Raw genomic sequence first — 22,660 nt, 5'->3', positions numbered from 1 at the left:
GTATCCGGTGCCGGTGCGCCGCTACCGTCGCGCTCGTGACGAGCCCGGAACGCGACTTCGTGCAGGCCCACCTCGACGATCTCCACGCCGACCTCGACGCCTGGCTGCGCATCCCCTCCGTCTCGGCCGACCCGGCGCACGCCGGCGACGTCGCGGCGAGCGCGGAGTGGCTGGCCGGGGCGCTGCGCCGCACCGGGTTCCCCGTCGTCGAGATCTGGCCGACGCCGGGCGCCCCCGCCGTCTACGCCGAGTGGCCCAGCGCCGACGACGACGCGCCGGTCGCGCTGGTCTACGGCCACCACGACGTGCAGCCGGTCGACCCCCTGGAGCTGTGGGACCACCCGCCGTTCGAGCCGACCCGCGTCGAGACCCCGGCCGGCCCCGAGCTGCACGCGCGCGGCGCCATCGACGACAAGGGCAACGTCGCCTTCCACCTGCTCGGCATCCGCGCGCACCTGGCCGCCACCGGCCGCGACACCCCGGCCGTCACGGTGAAGCTGCTCGTCGAGGGCGAGGAGGAGTCCGGCTCGCCGCACTTCGCCGACCTGCTGCGCGAGCGCGCCGACCGGCTGGCCTGCGACGTCGTCGTCGTCAGCGACACCGGCATGGCCGCCCCCGACGTGCCCAGCGCCGTCGTCGCCATGCGCGGCCTGGCCGACGCCGAGATCACCCTGCGCGGCCCCGCCGTCGACCTGCACTCCGGGTCCTTCGGCGGCGGCGTGCCCAACCCGCTGCACGCGATGGCGTCCCTGCTCGCGGCGCTGCACGACGAGCAGGGCCGGGTCACCCTCCCCGGCTTCTACGCGGAGGTCCGGGAGCTGACCGACCGCGAGCGCGAGCTCATGGCCCGCGTGCCCTTCGACGAGGCCGCCTGGCTGGCCGGGCCGGCCGCCTCCCGCGCCACCGCCGGCGAGGCCGGGTTCAGCACGCTGGAACGGATCGGCGCCCGCCCGACCGCCGAGGTCAACGGCATGTGGGGCGGCTACACCGGCCCCGGCCACAAGACCATCGTCCCGGCCGAGGCGCACGCCAAGCTGACCTTCCGGCTGGTCGCCGACCAGCGGCCCGAGGACGTCGGCCCGATGCTGCGCGCGTGGGTCGAGCAGCACCTGCCCGAGGGGATCACGGCCGAGGTGCACACCCCGCCCGGCGGCGTCGCCCCGTGCGCGAGCGACCTCGACTCGCCCCACACGGGCGCCCTGCTGCGCGCCATCGGCCAGGCCTTCGACACCGCCCCGGACGACGTGCTGTTCACCCGCGAGGGCGGCAGCGGCCCGGAGGCCGACCTCGTCGAGGTGCTGGGCGCGCCGCTGGTCTTCCTCGGCGCCGGCCTGCCCACCGACCGCATCCACTCACCGAACGAGCGGGTGCTGCTGCCGATGCTGCACCGCGGCGCCGAGGCCGCGGCCCACCTGTGGCGGGAGCTGGCCGCGCGGTGACCGCGCCGGCGGGCGGCGGGCGCTTCGGCCCCTACCGGGTGCTCGGCGTGCTCGGCCGCGGCGGCATGGGCCAGGTGCTGCGCGCCCACGACGGCGAGCACGAGCGCGACGTCGCCCTCAAGGTGCTGCACCCGCAGTGGGCCGCCGACGAGAGCTACCGCGAGCGGTTCCGCCGCGAGGCCCGCATCGCCGCGCGGCTGAACGAGCCGCACGTCGTCCCCATCCACCGGTACGGCGAGGTCGACGGCCAGCTGTTCCTCGACATGCGGCTGGTCGAGGGGGAGGACCTCGCCTCGCTGCTGCGCCGCGCCGGGCGGCTGTCCCCGGCCCGCGCGGTCGACGTCGTCGGCCAGGTGGCCCGCGCGCTCGACGCCGCGCACGCCGGCGGCCTGGTGCACCGCGACGTCAAGCCCTCCAACGTGCTGCTGGTCGCCCGCGCCGACGGCGGCGACCTGGCGGCGTCGGCGCCCGGTGAGGACTTCTGCTACCTCGCCGACTTCGGCATCGCCCGCACCTCGGCCGACGCCACCGGCCCGGCGCTGACCGGCACCGGCATGGCCGTGGGCAGCACCGAGTACATGGCGCCCGAGCGGTTCGGCTCCGGCCCGCTCGACGCCCGCGCCGACGTCTACTCGCTGGCGTGCGTGCTGTTCGAGGCGCTCACCGGGAGGCGGCCGTTCGCCGGCGACGACCCGGTGGCGCTGATGGCCGCGCACGTCCACGAGCCGCCGCCCCCGCCGTCGTCCCTGGCCCCGGGTGTCCCGCCGGCGCTGGACGCGGTGGTCCTGCGGGGCCTGGCCAAGGACCGCGACCGGCGCTGGCCCACGGCCGGGGCCATGGCCGCCGCCGCGCGCGCCGCGCTGGCCGAGAGCGGCGTCCCCGTCCCCGGGAGCGACGCCGGGACGGCGGTGGGCCCGGCCGCCGACGGCGCCCCGGCCCGCGCGGTCACCCGGCAGCAGGAGACGGGCCACCCGGCCGCGCCGCCCACTCCCGTCGGGCCGCGCCCACCGGTCCCGCGGCGGCCCGCCCGCCTGCCGTGGGTGCTCGCCGGGCTCGGCGCGGTCCTCGCTCTCGCGCTCGCCGGGGCGCTGGCCGCGGTGGTCCTCCGGCTCGACGACGCCCGCGAGGACGCCCGGGCGGCCGGCCAGCGGCTGGTCGCCACCGCACTGGCGGCCGGCACCGACCCCGCGGCGTGCACCGCGGAGGAGCCCGCCGACGGCGTCCTCCGGGAGCTCAGCTGCCCGGGCGACCCGGAGGAGGACGGGCCGTCCGCGGTCACCTACGCGGCGCACGACGGCGACGGCGCCGCACGGGCCCTCGCCGCCGACACCCGGGGGCTCGACCGGCTCGACGACCGCTTCGACTGCGGACCGGAGTACGAGGGCGCCCCCGGGCCCACCGGCTGGTTCCCCGTCCTCGACGACGACGGCACCGAGGTCGGCCGGGCGGCCTGCTGGGTGGACGACGAGGGGGACACCGTGTTCGCCTGGACGTGGGACGACCTCGGGACCTACGCCGTGGCCGAGCTGCGCGGCGGCGGCGTGGACGGCCTCTCCACCCTGCGCGGCTGGTGGGACGACGACGCCGACCGCGGCCACGACTGACCTGCACGCCGCGGCAGCCCGGGACGGCGCGCCTCCCGCCCTACGCTGCCCCCCGTGACCGGACCTGGGCTGACGCGCGCACCCGCGGGGTGGTACCCCGACCCCGACGGCGCTCCCGGGGTGGTGCGCTGGTGGAACGGGGAGACGTGGTCCGACGTCACGACGCCGGCCGGACCCGGGGTCGCCGTCCAGGCGCCGCCGGTGGCCGCGCCCCCGTCGCCCCGGGACGGCGGGTCCTGGCAGCCGGGCCCGTCGTCGGAGCCGGTCCGGCGGCCCCGCACGGCCTGGTGGGTCGGGGGATCGCTGCTGGCCGTCGTCGCCGTGGTCGTCGTCGCGCTGGTCGTCGGCCTGTCCGGGGGCAGCGCCACCGGGCAGGGCACCGAGACCGACCCGCCGGTCGCCGGCTCCCCGCCGGCCGGCCCGACGTTCCCGCCCGGCACCGTGCGGATCATCGACGAGGAGGCGGGCATCTCCTACCCCTTCCTCGGCAACGGCTGGTACGAGTACGACCTCGGCTCCATGCCCGAGACCCGCACCATCGCCGGGCAGTACTTCATCACCCAGGAGCAGACCCCCGACGGCGGCAACTTCATCGCCCAGTGCACGTCGGGACCGGTCTCCGACGGCTACGGCTGGACCGGCCCGGGCAGCGAGCAGGCGACGGTGACGGCGCTGGCCGACAGCGTGCGCGCGGCCTACTACCCGTACCCGAACGAGCGGGAGGTGCTGCGCGACGAGGCGCTGACCGTCGACGGCCACGCGGCGCACCTGGTCGAGTTCCAGCTCACCTGGGACGTCGAGGGCTACGACTCCACCGGTGAGCGGGCGGCGCTGCTGGTCGTCGACGTCGGCCGGCCCGACCCCGCGCTGCTCTACGTCTCGATCCCCAACACGCACGCCGAGCTGTACGGGACCATCGACCGGGTCGTCGCCGACATCGACGTGCTGTAGGCGCCCGGCGCGGCGTCGTCCCGCGTGGTTACTGTCGGTCCGTGACAGCAGCGGGAGCCGACCTGACACTGCGGCACCCGGTGGAGCGCTTCACGCTCGACAACGGGCTGCGAGTGGTCCTCGCGCCCGACCGCAGCGTGCCGGTCGTCGCCGTGACCGTCTCCTACGACGTGGGCATGCGCAACGAGCCGGAGGGCCGCACCGGCTTCGCCCACCTCTTCGAGCACGTCATGTTCCAGGGCTCGGCACACGTGCCGAAGATGGAGCACGCCCGTCTGGTGCAGGCCGCCGGCGGCACGTTCAACGGCTCGACCCACCAGGACTACACGAACTACTACGAGGCGCTGCCGGCCGAGGCGCTCGAGCGCGCGCTGTTCCTCGAGGCCGACCGGATGGCCGCCCCGGCCATCACCGAGGAGAACCTCCGCAACCAGATCGACGTGGTCAAGGAGGAGATCCGGGTCAACGTGCTCAACCGGCCCTACGGCGCCTTCCCGTGGCTGCAGCTGCCGCAGATCGCGTTCGAGAGCTTCGCCAACACCCACGACGGCTACGGCTCCTTCGTCGACCTGGAGAGCTCCACGGTCGCCGACGCCGAGGACTTCTTCTCCCGCTACTACGCACCGGGCAACGCGGTGCTGTGCATCGGCGGCGACCTCGACGTCGGCGAGACCGAACGGCTGGTCCGCCGCTGGTTCGGCCCGGTGGAGGCCCGCGAGGTGCCGCCCATCCCCTACACCGGCGAGCCCTCGCCGACGACGGTGCGCCGCGACGTCGTCGAGGACCGGCTGGCCCCCGCGCCCGCCGTCGCCCTGGGCTGGCGGGTGCCCGACCCGGTCGGCGACCTCGACACCTACCTGGGCACCGTGCTGCTCGCCGAGCTGCTCAGCGAGGGCGACGCCTCCCGGCTGGAGCGCCGGCTGGTGCACGACGACCGCCTGGCCGTGGCGCAGAGCAGCTACGTGGGCCTGTTCGGCGACCCCTTCGACGTCCGCGACGCCACGCTGCTCACCACCCAGGTGCACCACCCGGCCGCCGTCCCGGTCGAGGACGTCCTGGCCGCGGTGCACGAGGAGATCGGCCGGGTCGCCACCGAGGGCGTGAGCGCCGAGGAGCTGGCCCGGGTGCAGGCCCGCACCAGCGCGCAGCTGCTGCGCCAGGCCGACTCGGTGCTCGGCCGCACCCTGGCCTTCGCCGGCGCCGAGCTCGTCCACGGCCGCGCCGAGCTGGCCGGCGAGCTCGCCGCCCGGCTGGCCGCGGTCACCCCCGACGCGGTGCAGGTCGCCGCCAAGGGACTCGATCCCGGCACCGCCGCGATCCTCGAGCTGCGCGCCACCGGAGGAGCCCGATGAGCGCCCCCGTCCTCGACCTGGGCCTGATCCCGCCGCTGGGCGAGCCGCGCCCGCAGCCGGTCCCCGAGGTCGCGACGACGACGCTGCCCAACGGGCTGGCCGTCGTCGTCGTGCCGCGGCCCGGCGTGCCGCTGGTCGAGCTGCGGCTGCGCGTGCCGTTCGCCGCGACCTCCCCGCGCGGCGCCCTCCAGCACGCCGCCCGGTCCTCGGTGCTCTCCGGCGCGGTGCTGCTCGGCACCGGGCGGCGCGACGCCACCGCCGTCGCCGAGGCGCTGCAGGGCCACGGCGCCGAGCTGACCGTGGCCGCCGACCCCGACCGGCTGCTGTTCTCCACCACGCTGCTGTCCGAGGGGCTGGCCCCGGTCCTCGGGGTGCTCGCCGAGGTGCTCACCGACGCCGCCTACCCGGGCGACCAGGTCGAGGCCGAGCGCGACCGGGTGGCCGAGCGGATCGCCATCGCCCGCTCCCAGCCCGGCGTCATCGCCCGCACCGCGCTGGCCGCCCGCCGCTACGGCACCCACCCCTACGCCGCGCAGCTCCCCGCGCCCGAGCTGGTCGGCAAGGTGACCGCCCCCGCGCTGCGCAAGCTGCACCGCGAGCGGCTGCTGCCCGCCGGCAGCACGCTGGTGCTCGTCGGCGACCTCGACGTCGCCGCGGCCACCGACGCCGTCGCCGAGGCGCTCGGCGGCTGGACGGGGGAGGGCGCCGCGGCCGGCGCCAAGCCCGCCCCGACGCTCGCCCCGGGCCACCTCGAGGTGGTCGACCGGCCGGGCGCGGTGCAGTCCAACATCCGCCTCGGCGGGCCGGCGCCCGGCCGCACCGACCCCGACCTGCCCGCCGTCCGGCTGGCGAGCACGGTGTTCGGCGGCTACTTCTCCTCGCGGCTGGTCGAGAACATCCGGGAGCGGCGCGGCTACTCGTACAGCCCGCGCAGCGCCGTCGACCACCTGGCCGCGGCCTCGTCGTTCCTCGTCGAGGCCGACGTCGCCACCGAGGTCACCGGCGCCGCGTTCCTCGAGACGTGGGCCGAGCTGGGCCGGATGGCGCTGGCGCCGGTCACCGAGGCCGAGCTGGACGCCGCCCGCCGCTACGTGCTCGGCAGCATGGCGCTGTCGACCGCCACGCACGCCGGGCTGGCCGGCACGCTGTCCGCGCTGGCCGGGTCGGGCCTGTCCGCGGAGTGGCTGGCCGAGCACCAGCGGGCGCTGGCCGAGGTCACCGTCGAGCAGGTGCAGGAGGCCTCCCGCCGCCACCTGGCGCCGGCCGCGCTGACCGCCGTCGTCGTCGGGGACGCCGAGCGGGTCACCGACGCGCTGCGGGCCCTCGGCCCGGTCGACGTCACCGCCAGCGCCGCAGCCGCGCCGGACCCGGCGTGAGCGTCCCGCCGGGCGGCAGCACGCCCGACGACGTCGCCTCGCCGGAGGCCGTGCGCGGGTTCTGGCCGGCCGGCACGCCCGACACGACGGGCACGGTGCCGGTGCTGTCCCGCTCGGCGCACGACCGCGACCACCTCGGCCGGTCGCTGGAGGACCCCAGCCGCGGGCGGCCGGTGCGGGTGCTCACCGTCGACGAGCGCCGCGCCGTCCCGGTGCGCGAGACCGACGGCGGCCCCGAGCTGGTGTGGGACGAGCAGCCGGCCCTGCCGGCGGGCGCGGTGTACCTCGGCGAGGCCGGCGGCGTCCCCTACGCGGCGGTCCGCGGCGAGCGGGCGCTGACGGTCAACGGCCGCCCGGTGGACCTGTGGACCGGGCTGCGCGAGGTGGGCGCCGACCTCGGCGACCTCGACGCCGGCCTGCTCGCGGAGGCCGTCGGCATCCTGGAGTGGCACGAGCGGGCCCGGTTCAGCCCGCTGTCCGGTGCCGCGACGACGATCGAGCGGGCCGGCTGGGTGCAGCGCGACCCGGTCACCGGCACCGAGCTGTTCCCCCGCACCGACCCCGCGGTGATCATGCTGGTCCACGACGGCGGCGACCGCTGCGTGCTGGGCCGGCAGGCGGTGTGGCCGCCCGGGCGGTTCTCGATCCTCGCCGGGTTCGTCGAGCCGGGGGAGTCCGCCGAGGGCGCGGTGGCCCGCGAGGTCGCCGAGGAGGTCGGGCTGGCGGTCACCGACGTCCGCTACGTGAGCAGCCAGCCCTGGCCGTTCCCGCAGTCGCTGATGCTCGGCTTCGTGGCGCGCGCCGAGGGGGACCTGGAGCTGCGGCTGGACCCGACCGAGATCGAGGAGGCCCGCTGGTGGACCCGCGAGGAGCTGCGCTCGGGCCGCGGGCCCGCCGCGCTGCCGCCGCCGGTCTCGATCGCCCGGCACATCATCGACCGCTGGGTGGCCGGCGAGCTCGACTGAGTCAGGCGAAGCGGCCCTGCAGGACCAGCGCGGGGTGCTCGGGGCGGTCGGCCAGCACCACGGCGTCGGCGAGCAGCACGGGGTCGACCTCGTCGTCGTAGCGGTCGAAGGCGGGCAGCTCCCACGCCTGCTCCGCGGGGAAGCGCCGCCTGCGCGCGGCCGGCGCCACCCGCAGGTGCACGACGACGTCGAAGGCGAGCCCCACGCCCTGCAGCAGCGGGCCGGGGACCAGCAGCACCCCCCGCGACGGCATCGGGCGGTAGCCGGCCCGCGCGGCGCGGTCGCGGTCGACGTCCCACAGGACCGGCAGGTACTCGGCCGGCCCGCCGGGACCCACCCGGTCGAGCACCTCGCGGGCCAGCGCGCCGGCGTCGAGCCAGTCGGTGTAGCGGGCGTCGGGATCGGTGCGGCCGTGCTCGAACCGCAGGGAGGCCGGCCGGAGGAACCCGGCGGCCGGGACGACGACGGCCGGCCGGCCGAGCGCGGGCAGCCGCTCGGCGACCGCCCGGGCCAGGCCCTCCGGCTCGGCGACGTCGGGCCCGTCGACGGCGACGCGCAGGGCGGCCGCGCCCGGCTCCGGTCCGACGTCGGCGAGGAGGGCGGCCAGCCGGTCGGCCAGCGCGCCCGGGGTCAGCGGCTGCGGACCGCTCAGCGGCGGCCGTCCGCGGGCACGGCGGGGCCGGGGCGGCCCGGCGCGTGCGGGACCCGCCGGCCCGGCGGGCGGCGGGGGACCGGCGGCAGGGCCGCGGCCGGCTCGGCGGCCACCCCGTCGAGGGGCTCGAGCACCTCGCGGGCGAGCTCGTGCACCGGCCGCCCGAGCGACCGGGCCTGGGTGCGCAGCGCCTCGAACGCCGCCCGTGGCGTGGTGCCCTGCCGCTCGGCGAGCACGCCGATGGCCCGCTCGGTGGCGACCCGGGAGGCCAGCGCGTGCTCCAGCTGGGCGACGGTCCGCTCGAGCGCGGCGATCCGGGCGTCCCGGGGGTCGCCGTCCGGCCCGGCGTCGGCCGTCCCCCGGGCGGCGCGGCGCGTCGCGCGGTCGGGATCGGCCGGGCCGTCGAGCTCCTCGGCGACGAGGTCGGCCAGCGACAGCCCCTCCAGCAGGTCGGCGACGTCGTCGGCGCGGCCGGGGGACAGGACGCTCCAGCCGCGGCCGGTCCGGGCGAGCACGACGGAGGGCCGGTCGGCGGGCGGCTCCTCCGAGGTCGCTGCGGACACGGGGAGGTGCACGGCGTCCGAGGTCACGACAGCGGCTCCCGCGGGTGCTCGGCCGGTGGGCCGGGGGGACGTCGGCGTGCCACGGTCGCGACCCGCCGGGGGACGATGATGCACCGCCGGGGGCCGCGGCCCCTGCAGCACCCGCCGATCAGGCGTCCGACTGCTGCGCGAGCCGCGCCTTGACCTGGTCGATGCTCGGGTTGGTCAGCGCGCTGCCGTCGGCGAAGACCAGGGTCGGGACGGTGCGGTTGCCGCCGTTGGCGTTCATGACGACCTCCGCCGCGGCGGCGTCGCGCTCGATGTCGACCTCGGCGTAGCCGATGCCCTCGACCTGCATGAGCTTCTTGAGCCGCACGCAGTACCCGCACCAGGTGGTGGTGTACATCGTCACGGCGGCGGGCGCGGCAGTCACTCGGGGTCCTCCAGGGATCGGGGCGGGGACGCGACGACGTCCCAGGGGGCCAACACCGCGGGCCCGTCGCCTCTTCCCGGCCTCCCCGTCCCCGGGCGCACCGGCCGTCCCCAGGCGCCGGGGTGTCCCCGCCGTCTGTCGTCCCGGGCTGGGACACTCGCAGGAGCGGTCCGCCGGCCGCCGTCCCCTGTGCCCTCGGAGGAACCGCCGCATGCCCCGGACAGCCGACGCGCCCCTGGCGACCCCCGGGTCCGCGGGGACCTCCGCCGGCGCCGAGGCGGTCCTGGCCGGGCTCGACGAGGAGCAGCGCGAGGCCGCCTCGGCGGTCACCGGCCCGGTGTGCATCCTCGCCGGTGCGGGGACGGGCAAGACCCGCACGATCACCCACCGCATCGCCTACGGCGTGCACACCGGCGCGTTCGTCCCCGAGCAGGTGCTCGCGGTGACCTTCACCGCCCGTGCGGCCGGGGAGCTGCGCACCCGGCTGGCCGGTCTCGGCGTCGGCGGGGTGCAGGCCCGCACCTTCCACGCGGCGGCGATGCGCCAGCTGCGCTACTTCGCGCCGCGCGTGCTCGGCGGCCCGCTGCCGCCGCTGATCGAGAACAAGCTGCGGGTCGTCGCCTCGGCGGCCACCCGCAACCGGCTGACCACCGACCGGACCAGCCTGCGCGACCTCGCCAGCGAGATCGAGTGGGCCAAGACCACGCTGGCCACCCCGGAGGACTACCCGGCCCGGGCCGCGGCCGCCGGGCGCGAGCCGCCGTTCGACGCCGCCGCCGTCGCCCGCGTGTACGCCTCCTACGAGTCGGCCAAGCAGCGCGACGGCGCACTGGACTTCGAGGACCTGCTCCTGGTCACCGCGTTCGCGCTGGAGGAGCACCCCGACGTCGCCCGGCAGGTGCGCGCGCAGTACCGCCACTTCGTCGTCGACGAGTACCAGGACGTCAACCCGCTGCAGCAGCGGCTGCTCGACGCCTGGCTGGGCGGGCGGGCCGACGTCTGCGTCGTCGGCGACCCCAACCAGACCATCTACTCCTTCACCGGGGCCGACCCCGACTACCTCCTGGGCTTCGCCGACCGCTATCCCGACGCCGCGGTGGTCAAGCTCGAGCGCGACTACCGCTCGACACCGCAGGTGGTGGGGCTGGCGAACAAGCTCATCGGGCAGGCGCCGGAACGCAAGAGCATCTTCCGGCTCAAGCTCCTCGGCCAGCGGGCCGAGGGCCCCGAGCCGCGCTTCTTCGAGCACACCGACGAGCCCGCCGAGGCCGCCGCGGTCGCCCAGGCCTGCCGCGCGCTCGTCGAGAGCGGGACGCCGGCGTCGGAGATCGCGGTGCTGTTCCGCATCAACGCCCAGTCCCAGGTCTACGAGTCGGCGCTGGCCGACGCCGGCGTGCCCTACGTCCTCAAGGGCGGGGAGCGGTTCTTCGAGCGGCCCGAGGTCCGCGAGGCGGTCGTCCTGCTGCGCGGCGCGGCCGCCGGCGGCCACGAGCCCGGCGCGCTGGTGCCCACGGTGCGCGACGTGCTCGCCTCGACCGGCTGGGTGGAGCACCGCCCGCCGGCCGGGGGAGCGGCCCGCGACCGCTGGCAGTCGCTGGCCGCGCTGGTCGACCTCGCCGTCGACCTGGTGGCCGAGGACCCGACCACCGACCTCCCGCGCTTCGTCGCCCACCTCGCCGAACGGGCCGACGCCCAGCACGCGCCGACCGTCCAGGGCGTGACGCTGGCGTCGATGCACGCGGCCAAGGGCCTGGAGTGGGACGCCGTCTTCGTGGTCGGCCTGGTCGACGGCGTGCTGCCCATCTCTCAGTCGCTGTCGCGGCCGGAGGCGGTGGAGGAGGAGCGCCGGCTGCTCTACGTCGCGGTCACCCGCGCCCGCGAGCAGCTCACCCTCTCCTGGTCGCTGGCGCGCAACCCCGGTGCCAAGCGGGCCCGGCCGCGCAGCCGCTTCCTCGACGGCCTGGTGCCCGGCTCCACGCCGTCGGCCCCGCCGCCGCCCCGGAGGACCAAGCGGGCCAAGGTCGTGCTCGAGGGGGAGGCCGGGGAGATCTTCGAGCGGCTGCGCGCCTGGCGCAGCAGCACCGCGCAGGCCGCCTCGGTGCCCGCCTACGTCGTGTTCACCGACGCCACCCTGCAGGCCATCGCCGAGGCGAAGCCGACCAGCATCCGCGAGCTGTCCGGGCTCCCCGGCATCGGCGCCCGCAAGCTGGAGATGTACGGCGAGGACGTCCTCGCCACCGTCGGCGGCTGACCGGTCACCGGCCGTGCCCACCGCACGGCCGGACCGGCGCGTCCCACGCCATCGGAGGACGCGCCCGTTAATTGCGTTGCGCCGCTGCGGTGACCTTCCCTACTGTCCTGCCTGCGCCCGACGGACGACCGCGGGCGCGCCAGACCGAGCCCGGCCCGACCGCCGGACTCCGACCCCGGGAGGAGGGGTACCGATGATCGACATGCGCTGCGTCCTCGCCCCCGCCGGGGTCTCCGCCTGGGGCGCCCTCGACGTGCGTCCGGCCCTGACCGGCGCCGTCCCGTCCGCGCGGCCGCGCTACGCCGTGGTCCGGTCGATGACGCCGTTCGACCTGACCGGCACCGCCGTCGCTGCGCCCACCGCTCCGGTCCAGGGGACCGGTCTGCCCACCGGCGGCGAGTTCGGCCCCGGCGTCGGCGGCACCGATGCCCTCCGCACCCACATCTCCAAGCAGCGCCACACCCTCGGGATCCACTCCCCGGGGAGACCGCAGAGCTAGCCGCTCGACCGGTCCTCCTCGAGGCCGCGGAACCCGAACCCCGGGATCCGCGGCCTTCGTCTTTCCTCCGCGGCACCCGGCCCCGACCACCCGGTCGGCGGGCCCCCGCCGGCCGCGCAGACGACGAGTACGAGGAGGAGCGGCAGTGCAGCAGACGATCGACCGCCCGACGTCCCACCGCCGACCCGGGCTCCCCCGGACCGGCGGCGCCACCCCGAGGACGCCGCACGTCCCCCTGGCCCCGGCTCCGGTGCGGCGCCCCCTGCCGTGCCGCGGGACCGACGACCCGGACCTGTGGTTCGCCGAGAGCCCCGCGCTGCTCGAGCAGGCCAAGGTCCTGTGCGGGGAGTGCCCGGTCCGCGACGCCTGCCTGGCCGGCGCCCTGGACCGCGGCGAGCCGTGGGGCGTCTGGGGCGGCGAGATCTTCGAGCGGGGTGTGGTCATCCCGCGCAAGCGCCCGCGGGGCCGTCCCCGCAAGGTCGTCGCGGCGTGAGCCGTGACGGCGACAGCCGACAGCGACAGCCATCCGATCGGGCACCGACGCCCGACGAGCACCGAGGACCCGAGATGACCACGTACGAGTACGACCTGGCCACCACGCGGCTGCGCGAGCTGCGCGCCGAGGCCGACGCCGCCGGCCGCGTGCGCCGGCTGCGGGCCGCCCGCCGGTGGGCCCGCCGCGCGGAGTACGCCAGCCGGCGTGCCGCGCGGGCCAGCGCCGCCGTCCGCTGAACGGCGGCGCCCCCTCAGGGGCCCGGCAGCACGCCGGGCCCTCCCGGTCGAGGCCGGGCTCCCGACGCTCCCGGTGCGTCGGGAGCCCGGCCTCTCGTCGTCCCGGGCCCGGTCGGGGACCGTCGGGCCCCGGTCAGGCCTTGAAGCCGGGCAGCCACTCCTCGAGGACGCCGCGGTAGTCGGCGGCGGCGTCGAGCTGGCAGAGCACGCCGATCGAGCCGATCGTCACCCGGTGGATGAGCAGGTAGGCCGGCGGCAGGTTGAGCTGGCGGCCCAGCTTGTTCGCCTCGCTGCGGGGGTCGGCGAGGCGGGCGGCCTGCTCCTGCATCCAGGCCCGGGTGAAGCGGAAGCCCGGACTCTCGACCGGCTCGAGCATCGGCCGCAGGTAGTCCAGCACGGCCTGGGCGTCGACCTCGATCCCCGGCCGCACGAACCCCTCGGCGCGCAGGTCGGTGAGCACCTCCTCGGCGCGGCCCTCCAGCGCCCAGCGCACCAGGCGGCCGATCGGCTCGGGCAGCCCGTCGGGCAGCCGGGCGGTGGCGCCGAAGTCGATGACCCCGAGGCGGCCGCCGTCGACGAGCCGGAAGTTGCCCGGGTGCGGGTCGGCGTGCAGCAGTCCGGCCCGTTGCGGGGCGGAGAAGTGCAGCACCGCCATGAGGTGGCCGGCGCGGTCGCGCTGCTCGCGGGTGCCCTCGGTGATGACCCGTGACAGCGGCAGCCCCTCCAGCCACTCCGACACGATCACCTTCGGCGCGCTGGCCACCACCCGCGGGACGACGATCTCCGGGTCGCCCGCGTAGGCGGCGGCGAACTGCCGCTGCGCGTCGGCCTCGAGCCCGTAGTCGAGCTCCTCGATCACCCGGGCGCGCAGTTCGGCGATCAGCGGCTTGACGTCCATGCCGGGGAACAGCGCGGCGAACAGCCGGGCGAAGCGGGACAGCTGGTTGAGGTCGGCCATCAGCGCGGTGGCCGCACCCGGGTACTGGATCTTCACGGCGACGTCGCGGCCATCGCGCCAGGTGGCGCGGTGCACCTGGCCGATGCTGGCGGCCGCGGCCGGCTGGTCGTCGAACTCGCGGAAGCGGGTGCGCCACGTGCCGCCGAGCTGCTGGGCGAGCACCGCGTGCACGGTGCGCACCGGCATCGGCGGTGCCGCCTCCTGGAGCTTGACCAGCGCCTCGCGGTAGGGGGCGGCCACCTCCTCGGGGACGGCGGCCTCGAACACCGACAGCGTCTGGCCGAGCTTCATCGCCCCGCCCTTGAGCTGGCCCAGGACGGCGAACAGCTGCTCGGCGGTGCGCTGCTGCAGCTCCGCGGCGACCGCCTCGGACGACTGCCCCGACAGCCGCTTGCCGATCCCCAGCGTGGCGCGGCCGGCCGCACCCAGGGGGAGCGAGGCCAGCCGCGCGGTGCGCGAGATCGAGCCCCTGGGGATCCCCCGTGCGTCGTCGGTCACCGTGCCATTGTCCCCGACGCGGAGCCCGGGCCGCTGACGGAGCCGCGGTGGGCGTCACCCGGAGGGGCGGACGTCGCCGCACCCGCAGGACGGGTGCGGCGACCAGCGGCGCAGCCGCGGCACGAACCCCGGGGGCGCCAGCTCGACCGTGCCGGCCAGCGCCGCCGGGCTGCCGCTGCCCTCGAGGTAGGCCAGCGCCGTCTGCGCCGCGGCCAGCGCGGTCGCCCAGCAGGCGAGGGTGGACCCGCCGGGGACGTCGGCGGCGGTGAGCTGGGCGGCGAGCACCGGCCAGTGCGGATCGGCGTCGCGACGGCGCAGGTCGGCGCACCGCAGGCAGCCGGTGACGCCGGGGACCACCAGCGGCCCGACGACGCCGGTCTCGCCGCGGACGGCGGCGACCAGGTGCGCGACGCCGGCGTCCCGCAACCCGGCGACCAGCGGGTCGGAGGCCGCCCACGGCCGGGCGAGGACGACGAGGTCGGGGACGGCGCCCGGTGGCAGCGGGCGCAGGTCGGTGAGCGGACTGGCGCGGCGGACGGCGTCCGCGGCGGCGAGCGAGCGGGCCCGCCCCTCGTCGGCCGCGGTCAGCCCGCCGGCGACCGCGTCGGCCGCGGTGGCGACGCCGTCGTCGCGGACGTCGACCCGGCCCACGCCGCTGGCCGCCAGCAGCGTCGCCAGGGGGACGCCGACCCGGGTCGCGCCCTCGACCACGACCGTCGCGGCGCGCCGGGCGTGCCAGCGCACCGCGCCGTCGGGGTCCCGCGCGGCGGGCAGCTCCGCGGCGGTGCGGGCCGCGGCGGCCGGGCCGGCGTCGGAGGCCAGCAGGTCCGCGGCCTCGAGGTCGACCAGCGTGCCGGTGGCGCGCAGGTGGTCGAGCAGGGCGGCGACCGCGCGGGGGTCGAGACCGTCGCCGGCGGCGTCGGCCAGCACGGTCCGCTGGGGGCGCCGGCCGTCGAGGCCGCGCAGCAGGGCGGTCACCGCGGCCGGGGCGGAGCCGACCAGCACGCCGTCGCGCTCGACCCCGCCGACCTGGACGGCGTCGGGGGAGCGGCGCAGCAGCGGCGTGCCCGGGGGCAGCAGGGGGTGGGCGGTGTCGGACACCCGCGCAGGGTGGCAGGACCGGCCCGGCTCCCGCTGCCGTCGTCCACAGGGTCCGGGGACGACGACGGCGGCGCCCGCGGTGCGGGACGCCGCCGTCAGGAGGCAGTGCCTAGGCCTTGCCGAGGATCCGGTTCATCTTGGTGCCGCAGACCGGGCAGGTGCCCTGGGCCATCCGGCGGCCGGACTCGCTGACCTTGACCTCGCCGTCGAAGTCCCGCTTCTCCTTGCACTTCACGCAGTAGCCGTTGTAGCTCTCCGCCACGGTGCCTCCTCTTCCAGCTGCTCGGCACCCGTCCGGGCGCCGCCTCCGCGAACGCTACCCGGGCGGTCCCGTCCGACCCGTCCGGCCGGGGAGCCCGTCCCGCCGCGGTGCCCACAGCCTGTGGACAGCACTGTGGAGACGGTGGGGACCCCGCGGCGTGTCGCTGTGTGCAGCCGGGGGAGGGGCCGGTGCCCACCCGCCCGTCGCCGGCCCGTTCCACGCCCGTCACCTGCGCGGACACGTCTGGCGCCGCTGTGGACGGGGCGCGTCGCCGACGGGCTCCGGCTGTCCACCGTCCGTGCGACTCGTACCCGAGCGGGTGGCGCCCCTCCGCGCGTCGCCGGCGGCCGGTGGCTACCGTCCTCCCGTGCCCGGATCGACCCCCGCCCCCTCGCGCGGCCCCCTGTCCACGGACGGGCCGGTCGAGGTGCGCCGCAGCGCGCGCCGCCGTCGGACGGTGACCGCCTACCGCGAGTCGGGGCGGACGATCGTGCTCATCCCGGCGGCGTTCACGCCGGCCGAGGAGCGGCGCTGGGTGGCCCAGATGGTGGCCAAGCTGCAGACCCGGGAGGAGCGCCGCCGCCGCTCCCTGGGCGGCGACGACGAGCTCATGAGCCGCGCCCGCGCGCTGTCGGCCGCGCACCTCGACGGCGTGCCGCAGCCGACCAGCGTGCGGTGGGTGGACAACCAGCAGCGCCGCTGGGGCTCGTGCACCCCCGCCGACGGCAGCATCCGGCTGTCGAGCCGGCTGCGGTCGATGCCGGAGTACGTCGTCGACTACGTGCTGGTGCACGAGCTGGCGCACCTGCTCGAGGCCGCCCACGACGCGCGCTTCTGGGCGCTGGTGGCCCGCTACCCGCAGGCCGAGCGGGCCCGCGGTTTCCTCGAGGGCGTCGAGTCGGCCCGGGCCGACGGCGCCCGCGAGGACCACGGCGACCTGGTCGACTGACGGAGGACCCCTCGCCCCCGCCGCTGGCAGGCTCGCGGCGGCGACCTGCGAGGGGGGCCGACCGCCACGCGATCGCGGGAGCCTCCGGCCCCCACTCCTCGCGGGGTGTCCTCAGCGGGTGGCGGAGTCCCCGTCCGGGCCCTCGCCGCTGTCACCGCTGTCACCGCTGTCGCCGCTGTCGCCGCTGCCGCCGTCGGTGTCCTCGGTCGGGTCGGTCAGCGCGCGCAGCTCGTCGTCGAGGCCCTGGCGGGCGACGAAGTCCAGCGGCTCGTCGAGGTCGTCGGAGGTGGGCAGCAGGTCCGGGTGCGACCAGAGCCGGTCGCGGGCCCCGGTGCCGTGCTGCTGCGCCATGGCGCCCCAGACGGTGGCGGCGTCGCGCAGCCGGCGCGGCCGCAGCTGCAGGCCGACCAGCGTGGCGAAGGTCTGCTCGGCCGGGCCGCCCGAGGCGCGGCGGCGGCGCATCGTCTCGGCCAGCGCCCCGTGCCCGGGCAGCCGCTCGCCGGCCGCGGCCGCGACGACGGCGTCGACCCAGCCCTCGACCAGTGCCAGCAGCGTCTCCAGCCGGCGCAGCGCCATCTGCTGCTCCGGCGTCTCCTCCGGCTCGAGCAGCCCGCTGCCCAGCAGCTCCTGCAGCGCCTCGGGGTCGGACGGGTCGAAGCCGCCGCCCATCGAGCCCATCGCGTCGTTGAGCCCGCGCTCGATGGCCTCGCGGTCGATGGTGATGCCACGGGCGTAGGCGTGGACGGCGTCGTGCAGCTGCTGGCGCAGCCACGGCACGTGGGCGAACAGCCGCAGCGACGCGGCCTCGCGCAGCGCGAGGAACAGGCGGACCTCGTCGGCCGGGCGGTCCAGGCCCCCGGCGAACGCCGCGACGTTCTGCGGGACGAGCACCGCCGAGCCGGCCGGGGGCAGCGGCAGGCCGACCTCGGTGCCGGTGAGCACCTCGCCGGCGAGCCGGCCGAGGGCCTGCCCGACCTGGGCGCCGAACATCAGGCCGCCCATCCGCCCCATGATCCCGGCGAGCGGGCCGGCCACGGCCATGGCCTCCTGCGGCAGCGCGGAGGTCATGGCGGCCACGACCTTCTCGGCCAGTGGGTCGATGAGCGCGCCCCAGGCCGGCAGCGTCTGCTCGACCCACTCCACCCGGGACCACGCCAGCGCCCGGTCGGCGCCCGAGGGCAGGTCGGTGACCTGGTCCAGCCACAGGTCGGCCAGGCGCACCGCCTCGGTGACGGCGGCCCGCTCGGCCTCCGACGTCGGCTGGGTGCCGGTGGCCAGGGAGCTGATCGCGCCCTGCCGGGCGAGGTCCCAGTTGACCGGCCCGCCCGACCAGTTCATGAGCTTCTGCAGCTCGGCGAACAGCGGCATCTTGCCCAGCAGCTCCTCCGGGGTGCCGCCCCCGGCACCGCCCGGTCCGCCGAACCCGAACAGGGCGCCGAAGCCGAACGGGTCGCCGGCACCGGGCTGGTCCCGGCGCTCGGGGTCGCGGTCGGGGAGCCCGAATCCGAACGGCACGTCACTCATGCCCCCACGGTAGACGCGTGATCACCCCGCCGGAGCCCGAGCGCGGGCTCCGGCGTCCGCTCTCGGCGGACGCTGCCAGCCCGAGGTTCTACGCTGGCCGGTCGTGACCCGTCGGATCGCCGTCCTCGCCGTCGGTGTGGTGCTGCTGCTGGTCGCCGGCGTCCTCGGCGCGGCCCTGCCGGTGCCCTACGTCGCCCAGGTGCCCGGCCCGACCTTCAACACCCTCGGCGACATCGACGGCGACCCGGTCATCTCCGTCCGCGGCCGCGACCGCAACGACGTCACCGGCAACCTCAACCTCACCACCGTCGGCGTCGGCCGGGCGGGCCTGAGCCTGGTCGAGGCTGTCCGCGGCTGGTTCGACGACGAGATCAGCGTCGTGCCCGAGGAGTCGGTGTACCCGCCGGACCAGACCGAGGACGAGATCGAGCAGGCCAACCGGCAGGCCTTCCTCACCTCCGAGGAGTCCGCCGAGGCCGCGGCGCTCGGCCACCTCGGGTACCCGGTGAAGGTCGTCGTCCGGGGACTCTCCGGCGACGACTCCCCGTCGGACGGGCTGCTCGAGGAGGGCGACGCGATCGAGGCCGTCGACGGGCGGCCGACGCCGGACTCCGACGCGCTGGCCGCCGTCCTCGCCGCCATCCCGGCCGGCACGACCGTGGAGGTCGCCTACACCCGGCTCGGCCGGGCGGGCACGGCCACGGTCACCACGGGCGGGTCCTCCGACCGCGAGGGCTCGGTGCTCGGCGTGGTGGTGGGCGAGCAGCCCTCGGCGCCGTTCGACGTCGACATCGACGTCGCCGACGTCGGCGGCCCGTCGGCGGGCCTGATGCTCACCCTCGGCATCCTCGACCTGGTCGGCGACACCGACCTCACCGAGGGCGCCGTGGTGGCCGGCAGCGGCACGATCGACGCCCAGGGGACCGTCGGCCCGATCGGCGGCATCCAGCTGAAGATGGTCGCCGCCCAGGAGATCGGCGCCGAGCTGTTCCTCGTCCCGGCCGACAACTGCCCGGACGCGCTCGGGTCCCCGGCCACCGGCCTCACCCTGGCCCGGGTGGCCACCCTCGACGACGCCCTGACCGCCCTCGAGGACGTGCGGGAGGGGCGCACTCCCGCCGGCTGCTGACCGCCACCCGTCCCGGGACGGCCCGCGTGGGGGATGCTGTCGGCCAGCACGGGCTCCCCGGGGAACCCGGTGCCGCGCCGAGCGTTGGTCAGGGGCGACACCGGCCGCTCGTGCGCCAGCCCGGCGCCCGTGCCGACCGGCGCCCCACACGTCCGACCGCACGCGGTCGCCACACCGCGACGGCGCCCCCCGGGGCCCGCCGCACCTGCAACTGAAGGAGACCGCTCGTGGCCATGCGGCCCCCCGTGTCCGTGCCGACGCTGTCGCGGCGCGCGAAGGTGGTCATCGGGTCCATCGCCGTGCTGCTGGTGCTGTTCACGGCCATCGGGACGTTGACCAACGTCTACGTCGACTACCTCTGGTTCGACGAGACCGGGTACACCGAGGTCTTCTGGACCGAGCTCCAGACCCGGGCACTGCTGTTCGCCGTGGCCGGCGTGGCCACCGGCGGGCTCACCGCGCTGGCGGTCTACCTGGCCTACCGGTTCCGCCCGGCGTTCCGGCCGATGTCGCTGGAGCAGCAGAACCTGGAGCGCTACCGGCAGTCGCTCGAGCCCCGCCGCACCCTGGTGCTGTCGGCGGTCGCGGTCGTCGTCGGCCTGTTCGCCGGGTTCACCGCGCAGGGCAGCTGGGAGACCTGGCTGACCTTCCGCAACTCGACGCCGTTCGGCGACGTCGACCCGCAGTTCGGCCTCGACCTGTCGTTCTTCGTCTTCGAGTACCCCTTCTACCGGCTGCTGCTGAGCTTCGGCTTCGCCATCGTGCTGCTGGCGCTGATCGGTTCGCTGCTCACCCACTACGTGTTCGGCGGCCTGCGGCTGCAGACGCCGGGGCAGAAGCTCACCGGCGCGGCGATGGTGCAGCTGTCGGTGCTGCTCGGCCTGTTCGTGGCGCTCAAGGCGGTCGCCTACTGGTTCGACCGCTACGGGCTGGTCTACTCCGACCGCGGCGAGCTGTTCAGCGGCGCGAGCTACACCGACGTCAACGCGCTGCTGCCGGCCAAGACGATCCTGGTGTTCGCGGCGGCGTTCTGCGCCGTCGCGTTCTTCGCCAACGTGGTCGTCCGCAACTTCCGGCTGCCGGCCGCCGCGCTGGTCCTGCTGCTGCTGTCCAGCCTGGTGATCGGCGTGGCCTACCCGGCGATCGTGCAGCAGTTCGTCGTCCGCCCGAGCGCCAACGAGCGCGAGGCCGACTACATCGAGCGGGCGATCGCCTCCACCCGCGAGGCCTACGACCTCACCGAGGTCGAGTACACGGACTTCGCCCAGGAGAACACCGGGGAGGACGTCGACACCGACGCCGCGCTGGCCGAACTGCGCAACGACGACGCGACGATCCCGAACGCCCGCCTGCTCGACCCGAACGTGCTGGCCGGGACGTTCACCGCGCGCCAGCAGATCCGCAACGTGTACGGCTTCCCCGAGAAGCTCGACATCGACCGGTACACGATCGACGGCGAGACCCGCGACTACGTCGTCGCCGTCCGCGAGCTCGACAGCGGCAGCCTGTCGGAGAACCAGGACACCTGGATCAACCGGCACACCGTCTACACGCACGGCAACGGGTTCGTCGCCGCGCCGGCCAACCAGGTGGTCACCGGGCAGGAGGGCGGCGAGCCGAACTTCACCAGCCGCGACCTGCCCACCACCGGTGACATCGAGGTCGAGCAGGGCCGGATCTACTACGGCGAGCTGATCGACGACTACTCCGTCGTCGGGGCGCCCGAGGGGGCCGACGCCCGCGAGTTCGACCGGCCCGAGGACGGCTCCGAGGGCGAGGTCAACAACACCTACGACGGCGAGGGCGGCGTCGCGATCGGCAGCTTCTTCCGGCAGCTGACGTTCGCCATCTACTACCGCGAGCGCAACTTCCTGCTCTCCGGTGCGGTCAACGACGCCTCGAAGGTGCTCTACGTCCGCGACCCGCGCGAGCGGGTGGAGAAGGCCGCGCCGTTCCTCACCGTCGACGGCGACCCCTACCCGGCGGTGATCGACGGTCGCGTGCAGTGGATCCTCGACGGCTACACGACGTCGGACGCCTACCCGTACTCCGAGCGGATGGAGCTCGGCGAGGCGGCGCAGGACGCGCTCACCGGCCAGGGGACCGCGGCGCTGCCGAACGAGCAGTTCAACTACATCCGCAACTCGGTCAAGGCCACCGTGGACGCCTACGACGGCACCGTCCGGCTCTACGAGTGGGACGAGGACGACCCGGTGCTGAAGGCCTACATGGCCGCGTTCCCGGGCGTGATCGAGGAGCGGTCGGAGATGAGCGACGAGCTCATCGGCCACGTCCGCTACCCGGAGGACCTGTTCAAGCTGCAGCGGGACGTCCTCACCCGCTACCACGTGAGCGACCCGGGCGACTTCTACAGCCAGAACGACCGCTGGGCGGTGCCGGCCGACCCGACGCAGGACACGCAGACCGAGGAGGCGCAGCCGCCGTACTACATCCTCGCCGCGCGGCCGGGCGAGCCGGACGCGACGTTCCAGCTGACCAGCGCGCTGAACGCCTTTCGCAGGCAGAACCTCTCGGCGTTCATCTCCGCCTCCAGCGACCCGGACACCTACGGCTCGATCCAGGTGCTCCGGCTGCCCGGCAACACGCCCTTCCGCGGGCCGCAGCAGGTGCAGCAGTCGTTCAACACCAACGACGAGGTCGCCCGGGACCTGACGCTGTTCAACAGCGAGGACTCGCAGGCGGTGTTCGGGAACCTGCTGACGCTGCCCATCGGGGAGAACGGCCTGCTCTACGTGCAGCCGCTGTACGTGGAGGGGACCGGGCAGAACTCGTTCCCGCTGCTGCGCAAGGTGCTGGTCAACTACGGCGGACGGGTCGGGTACGCCGACACCCTCTCCGACGCGCTGGACCAGGTCTTCGGGGCCGGGGCGGGGGACACCGCGACCGACTCCGACGACGCCGGGACCACCCCGGACACCGAGGAGCCGACGCCGGCCGAGCCGACCACGCCCGCGGAGCCGACCGCCCCGGCCGAGCCGACGACGCCGCCGGCCGACGGGTCGGACACGGCGCTGGACCAGGCGGTCGCCGACCTCGACGCGGCGCTGCAGCGGCTGGCCGAGGCCCAGCGCAGCGGCGACTTCGCCGCGCAGGGCCAGGCGCTGGCCGACCTGCAGCGGGCGGTCGAGGCCTACGAGGCGGCCCAGGGCGCGGCCGCGGCGCCGGCCACGCCGACCGGCTGAGCCGCGCGGGCGGGGTGTGCGGGCGGGGGTGTGCCGACCCGGTGCACCCCCGCCCCGCGACCGGGTGTAGGGTGGTCTCACCGACGCGGGGTGGAGCAGCTCGGTAGCTCGCTGGGCTCATAACCCAGAGGTCGCAGGTTCGAATCCTGCCCCCGCTACTCCGAACGGGCCAGGGGGCCCCCCCCCCCGGCGGGGGGGCCGGGGCGGGTGCGCCCGCGGGGGGGGGCGGGGGCCCCCCGG

Annotated in this window: 20 protein-coding genes and 1 tRNA gene; 14 read left to right on the top strand and 7 right to left on the bottom strand. The window is 76.5% G+C overall.

Features of this window, described 5'->3' with window-relative positions; genetic code table 11:
- The first annotated feature begins 35 nt into the window (after positions 1-35).
- The 6 genes from ACI8AB_RS15715 to nudC are packed head-to-tail and all read left to right on the top strand — an operon-like array spanning position 36 to position 7,687.
- A complete protein-coding gene (locus tag ACI8AB_RS15715; protein WP_456950867.1) occupies positions 36-1,439 on the top strand; it encodes a M20/M25/M40 family metallo-hydrolase in 1,404 nt (467 codons plus the stop codon).
- Positions 1,436-3,043 carry a serine/threonine-protein kinase gene (locus ACI8AB_RS15710; protein WP_456950866.1) on the top strand — a complete coding sequence of 536 codons (1,608 nt, stop codon included), beginning with the start codon at positions 1,436-1,438 and terminating at the stop codon, positions 3,041-3,043. The genes ACI8AB_RS15715 and ACI8AB_RS15710 overlap by 4 nt, the downstream gene beginning before the upstream one ends.
- 54 nt (positions 3,044-3,097) lie before the next feature.
- The gene (locus ACI8AB_RS15705; RefSeq protein WP_456950865.1) at positions 3,098-3,994 is read left to right on the top strand and encodes a DUF2510 domain-containing protein; all 897 of its coding nucleotides are present in this window, start codon (positions 3,098-3,100) and stop codon (positions 3,992-3,994) included.
- Positions 3,995-4,035: 41 nt separating this feature from the next.
- Complete coding sequence (locus ACI8AB_RS15700; protein WP_456950864.1) at positions 4,036-5,346, top strand: M16 family metallopeptidase; 1,311 nt, start codon at positions 4,036-4,038, stop codon at positions 5,344-5,346.
- Positions 5,343-6,722 (top strand): M16 family metallopeptidase, encoded by a 1,380-nt coding sequence (locus ACI8AB_RS15695; RefSeq protein WP_456950863.1) that lies wholly within the window; start codon positions 5,343-5,345, stop codon positions 6,720-6,722. The genes ACI8AB_RS15700 and ACI8AB_RS15695 overlap by 4 nt, the downstream gene beginning before the upstream one ends.
- Positions 6,719-7,687 carry an NAD(+) diphosphatase gene (gene nudC / locus ACI8AB_RS15690; RefSeq protein WP_456950862.1) on the top strand — a complete coding sequence of 323 codons (969 nt, stop codon included), beginning with the start codon at positions 6,719-6,721 and terminating at the stop codon, positions 7,685-7,687. Before ACI8AB_RS15695 ends, nudC begins: the two co-directional genes overlap by 4 nt.
- A gap of 1 nt (position 7,688) precedes the next feature.
- Here nudC and ACI8AB_RS15685 read toward each other — a convergent pair whose 3' ends face one another.
- The 3 genes from ACI8AB_RS15685 to ACI8AB_RS15675 form a co-directional block, all read right to left on the bottom strand.
- Complete coding sequence (locus ACI8AB_RS15685) at positions 7,689-8,024, bottom strand: hypothetical protein (RefSeq protein ID WP_456950861.1); 336 nt, start codon at positions 8,022-8,024, stop codon at positions 7,689-7,691.
- A 311-nt stretch (positions 8,025-8,335) separates the two neighbouring features.
- Entirely contained in the window at positions 8,336-8,902 is a 567-nt protein-coding gene (locus ACI8AB_RS15680) for an ANTAR domain-containing protein (RefSeq protein ID WP_456950860.1), read from the bottom strand.
- A gap of 148 nt (positions 8,903-9,050) precedes the next feature.
- The gene (locus tag ACI8AB_RS15675) at positions 9,051-9,314 is read right to left on the bottom strand and encodes a mycoredoxin (RefSeq protein ID WP_456950859.1); all 264 of its coding nucleotides are present in this window, start codon (positions 9,312-9,314) and stop codon (positions 9,051-9,053) included.
- Positions 9,315-9,525: 211 nt separating this feature from the next.
- Between ACI8AB_RS15675 and ACI8AB_RS15670 the strand changes: the two genes are divergently transcribed.
- The 4 genes from ACI8AB_RS15670 (at position 9,526) to ACI8AB_RS15655 (ending at position 12,796) form a co-directional block, all read left to right on the top strand.
- The gene (locus tag ACI8AB_RS15670; protein WP_456950858.1) at positions 9,526-11,565 is read left to right on the top strand and encodes an ATP-dependent helicase; all 2,040 of its coding nucleotides are present in this window, start codon (positions 9,526-9,528) and stop codon (positions 11,563-11,565) included.
- Between the two features lie 193 nt (positions 11,566-11,758).
- Entirely contained in the window at positions 11,759-12,064 is a 306-nt protein-coding gene (locus ACI8AB_RS15665) for a hypothetical protein (RefSeq protein WP_456950857.1), read from the top strand.
- 145 nt (positions 12,065-12,209) lie between these two features.
- Positions 12,210-12,557: a WhiB family transcriptional regulator gene (locus ACI8AB_RS15660; protein WP_456950856.1), complete on the top strand. Its 348-nt coding sequence runs from the start codon at positions 12,210-12,212 to the stop codon at positions 12,555-12,557.
- Positions 12,558-12,631: 74 nt separating this feature from the next.
- Positions 12,632-12,796 (top strand): hypothetical protein, encoded by a 165-nt coding sequence (locus ACI8AB_RS15655; RefSeq protein ID WP_456903407.1) that lies wholly within the window; start codon positions 12,632-12,634, stop codon positions 12,794-12,796.
- A gap of 133 nt (positions 12,797-12,929) precedes the next feature.
- On the opposite strand, the gene ACI8AB_RS15650 is transcribed toward ACI8AB_RS15655, so the two are convergent.
- From ACI8AB_RS15650 to ACI8AB_RS15640, 3 genes are all read right to left on the bottom strand, one after another.
- Positions 12,930-14,252: an ABC1 kinase family protein gene (locus ACI8AB_RS15650; protein ID WP_387990333.1), complete on the bottom strand. Its 1,323-nt coding sequence runs from the start codon at positions 14,250-14,252 to the stop codon at positions 12,930-12,932.
- A gap of 54 nt (positions 14,253-14,306) precedes the next feature.
- Entirely contained in the window at positions 14,307-15,353 is a 1,047-nt protein-coding gene (locus ACI8AB_RS15645; protein WP_456950855.1) for a ThiF family adenylyltransferase, read from the bottom strand.
- Between the two features lie 109 nt (positions 15,354-15,462).
- On the bottom strand, positions 15,463-15,615 hold the full coding sequence (locus ACI8AB_RS15640) for a DUF5679 domain-containing protein (protein WP_012950213.1): 153 nt from the start codon (positions 15,613-15,615) through the stop codon (positions 15,463-15,465).
- 367 nt (positions 15,616-15,982) lie between these two features.
- On the opposite strand from ACI8AB_RS15640, the gene ACI8AB_RS15635 reads away from it, so the two are divergent.
- Positions 15,983-16,564 carry a M48 metallopeptidase family protein gene (locus ACI8AB_RS15635; RefSeq protein ID WP_456950854.1) on the top strand — a complete coding sequence of 194 codons (582 nt, stop codon included), beginning with the start codon at positions 15,983-15,985 and terminating at the stop codon, positions 16,562-16,564.
- A gap of 111 nt (positions 16,565-16,675) precedes the next feature.
- Here the strand turns inward: ACI8AB_RS15635 and ACI8AB_RS15630 are convergent, their stop codons facing one another.
- The gene (locus tag ACI8AB_RS15630) at positions 16,676-18,088 is read right to left on the bottom strand and encodes a zinc-dependent metalloprotease (protein ID WP_456950853.1); all 1,413 of its coding nucleotides are present in this window, start codon (positions 18,086-18,088) and stop codon (positions 16,676-16,678) included.
- Between the two features lie 103 nt (positions 18,089-18,191).
- Here ACI8AB_RS15630 and ACI8AB_RS15625 point away from each other — a divergent pair, with 103 nt between their 5' ends.
- From ACI8AB_RS15625 to ACI8AB_RS15615, 3 genes are all read left to right on the top strand, one after another.
- Positions 18,192-19,217: a YlbL family protein gene (locus ACI8AB_RS15625; protein WP_456950852.1), complete on the top strand. Its 1,026-nt coding sequence runs from the start codon at positions 18,192-18,194 to the stop codon at positions 19,215-19,217.
- A 233-nt stretch (positions 19,218-19,450) separates the two neighbouring features.
- Complete coding sequence (locus ACI8AB_RS15620; protein ID WP_456950929.1) at positions 19,451-22,420, top strand: UPF0182 family membrane protein; 2,970 nt, start codon at positions 19,451-19,453, stop codon at positions 22,418-22,420.
- Between the two features lie 84 nt (positions 22,421-22,504).
- Positions 22,505-22,578 (top strand) — tRNA-Met (locus ACI8AB_RS15615).
- Positions 22,579-22,660: the final 82 nt, after the last annotated feature.

It is taken from the genome of Geodermatophilus sp. SYSU D00698 (genome assembly GCF_054050335.1).
The sequence above is the reverse complement of the archived record's forward strand: the minus strand, read 5'-3'. Positions and strand labels throughout refer to the sequence as shown.

Coding starts and splice junctions, on each gene's coding strand:
- ACI8AB_RS15695 (WP_456950863.1), top strand. CDS start 5,343: ATGAGCGCCCCCGTCCTCGACCTGGGCCTGATCCCGCCGCTGGGCGAG.
- ACI8AB_RS15670 (WP_456950858.1), top strand. CDS start 9,526: ATGCCCCGGACAGCCGACGCGCCCCTGGCGACCCCCGGGTCCGCGGGG.
- ACI8AB_RS15665 (WP_456950857.1), top strand. CDS start 11,759: ATGATCGACATGCGCTGCGTCCTCGCCCCCGCCGGGGTCTCCGCCTGG.
- ACI8AB_RS15655 (WP_456903407.1), top strand. CDS start 12,632: ATGACCACGTACGAGTACGACCTGGCCACCACGCGGCTGCGCGAGCTG.
- ACI8AB_RS15630 (WP_456950853.1), bottom strand. CDS start 18,088: ATGAGTGACGTGCCGTTCGGATTCGGGCTCCCCGACCGCGACCCCGAG.
- ACI8AB_RS15620 (WP_456950929.1), top strand. CDS start 19,451: ATGCGGCCCCCCGTGTCCGTGCCGACGCTGTCGCGGCGCGCGAAGGTG.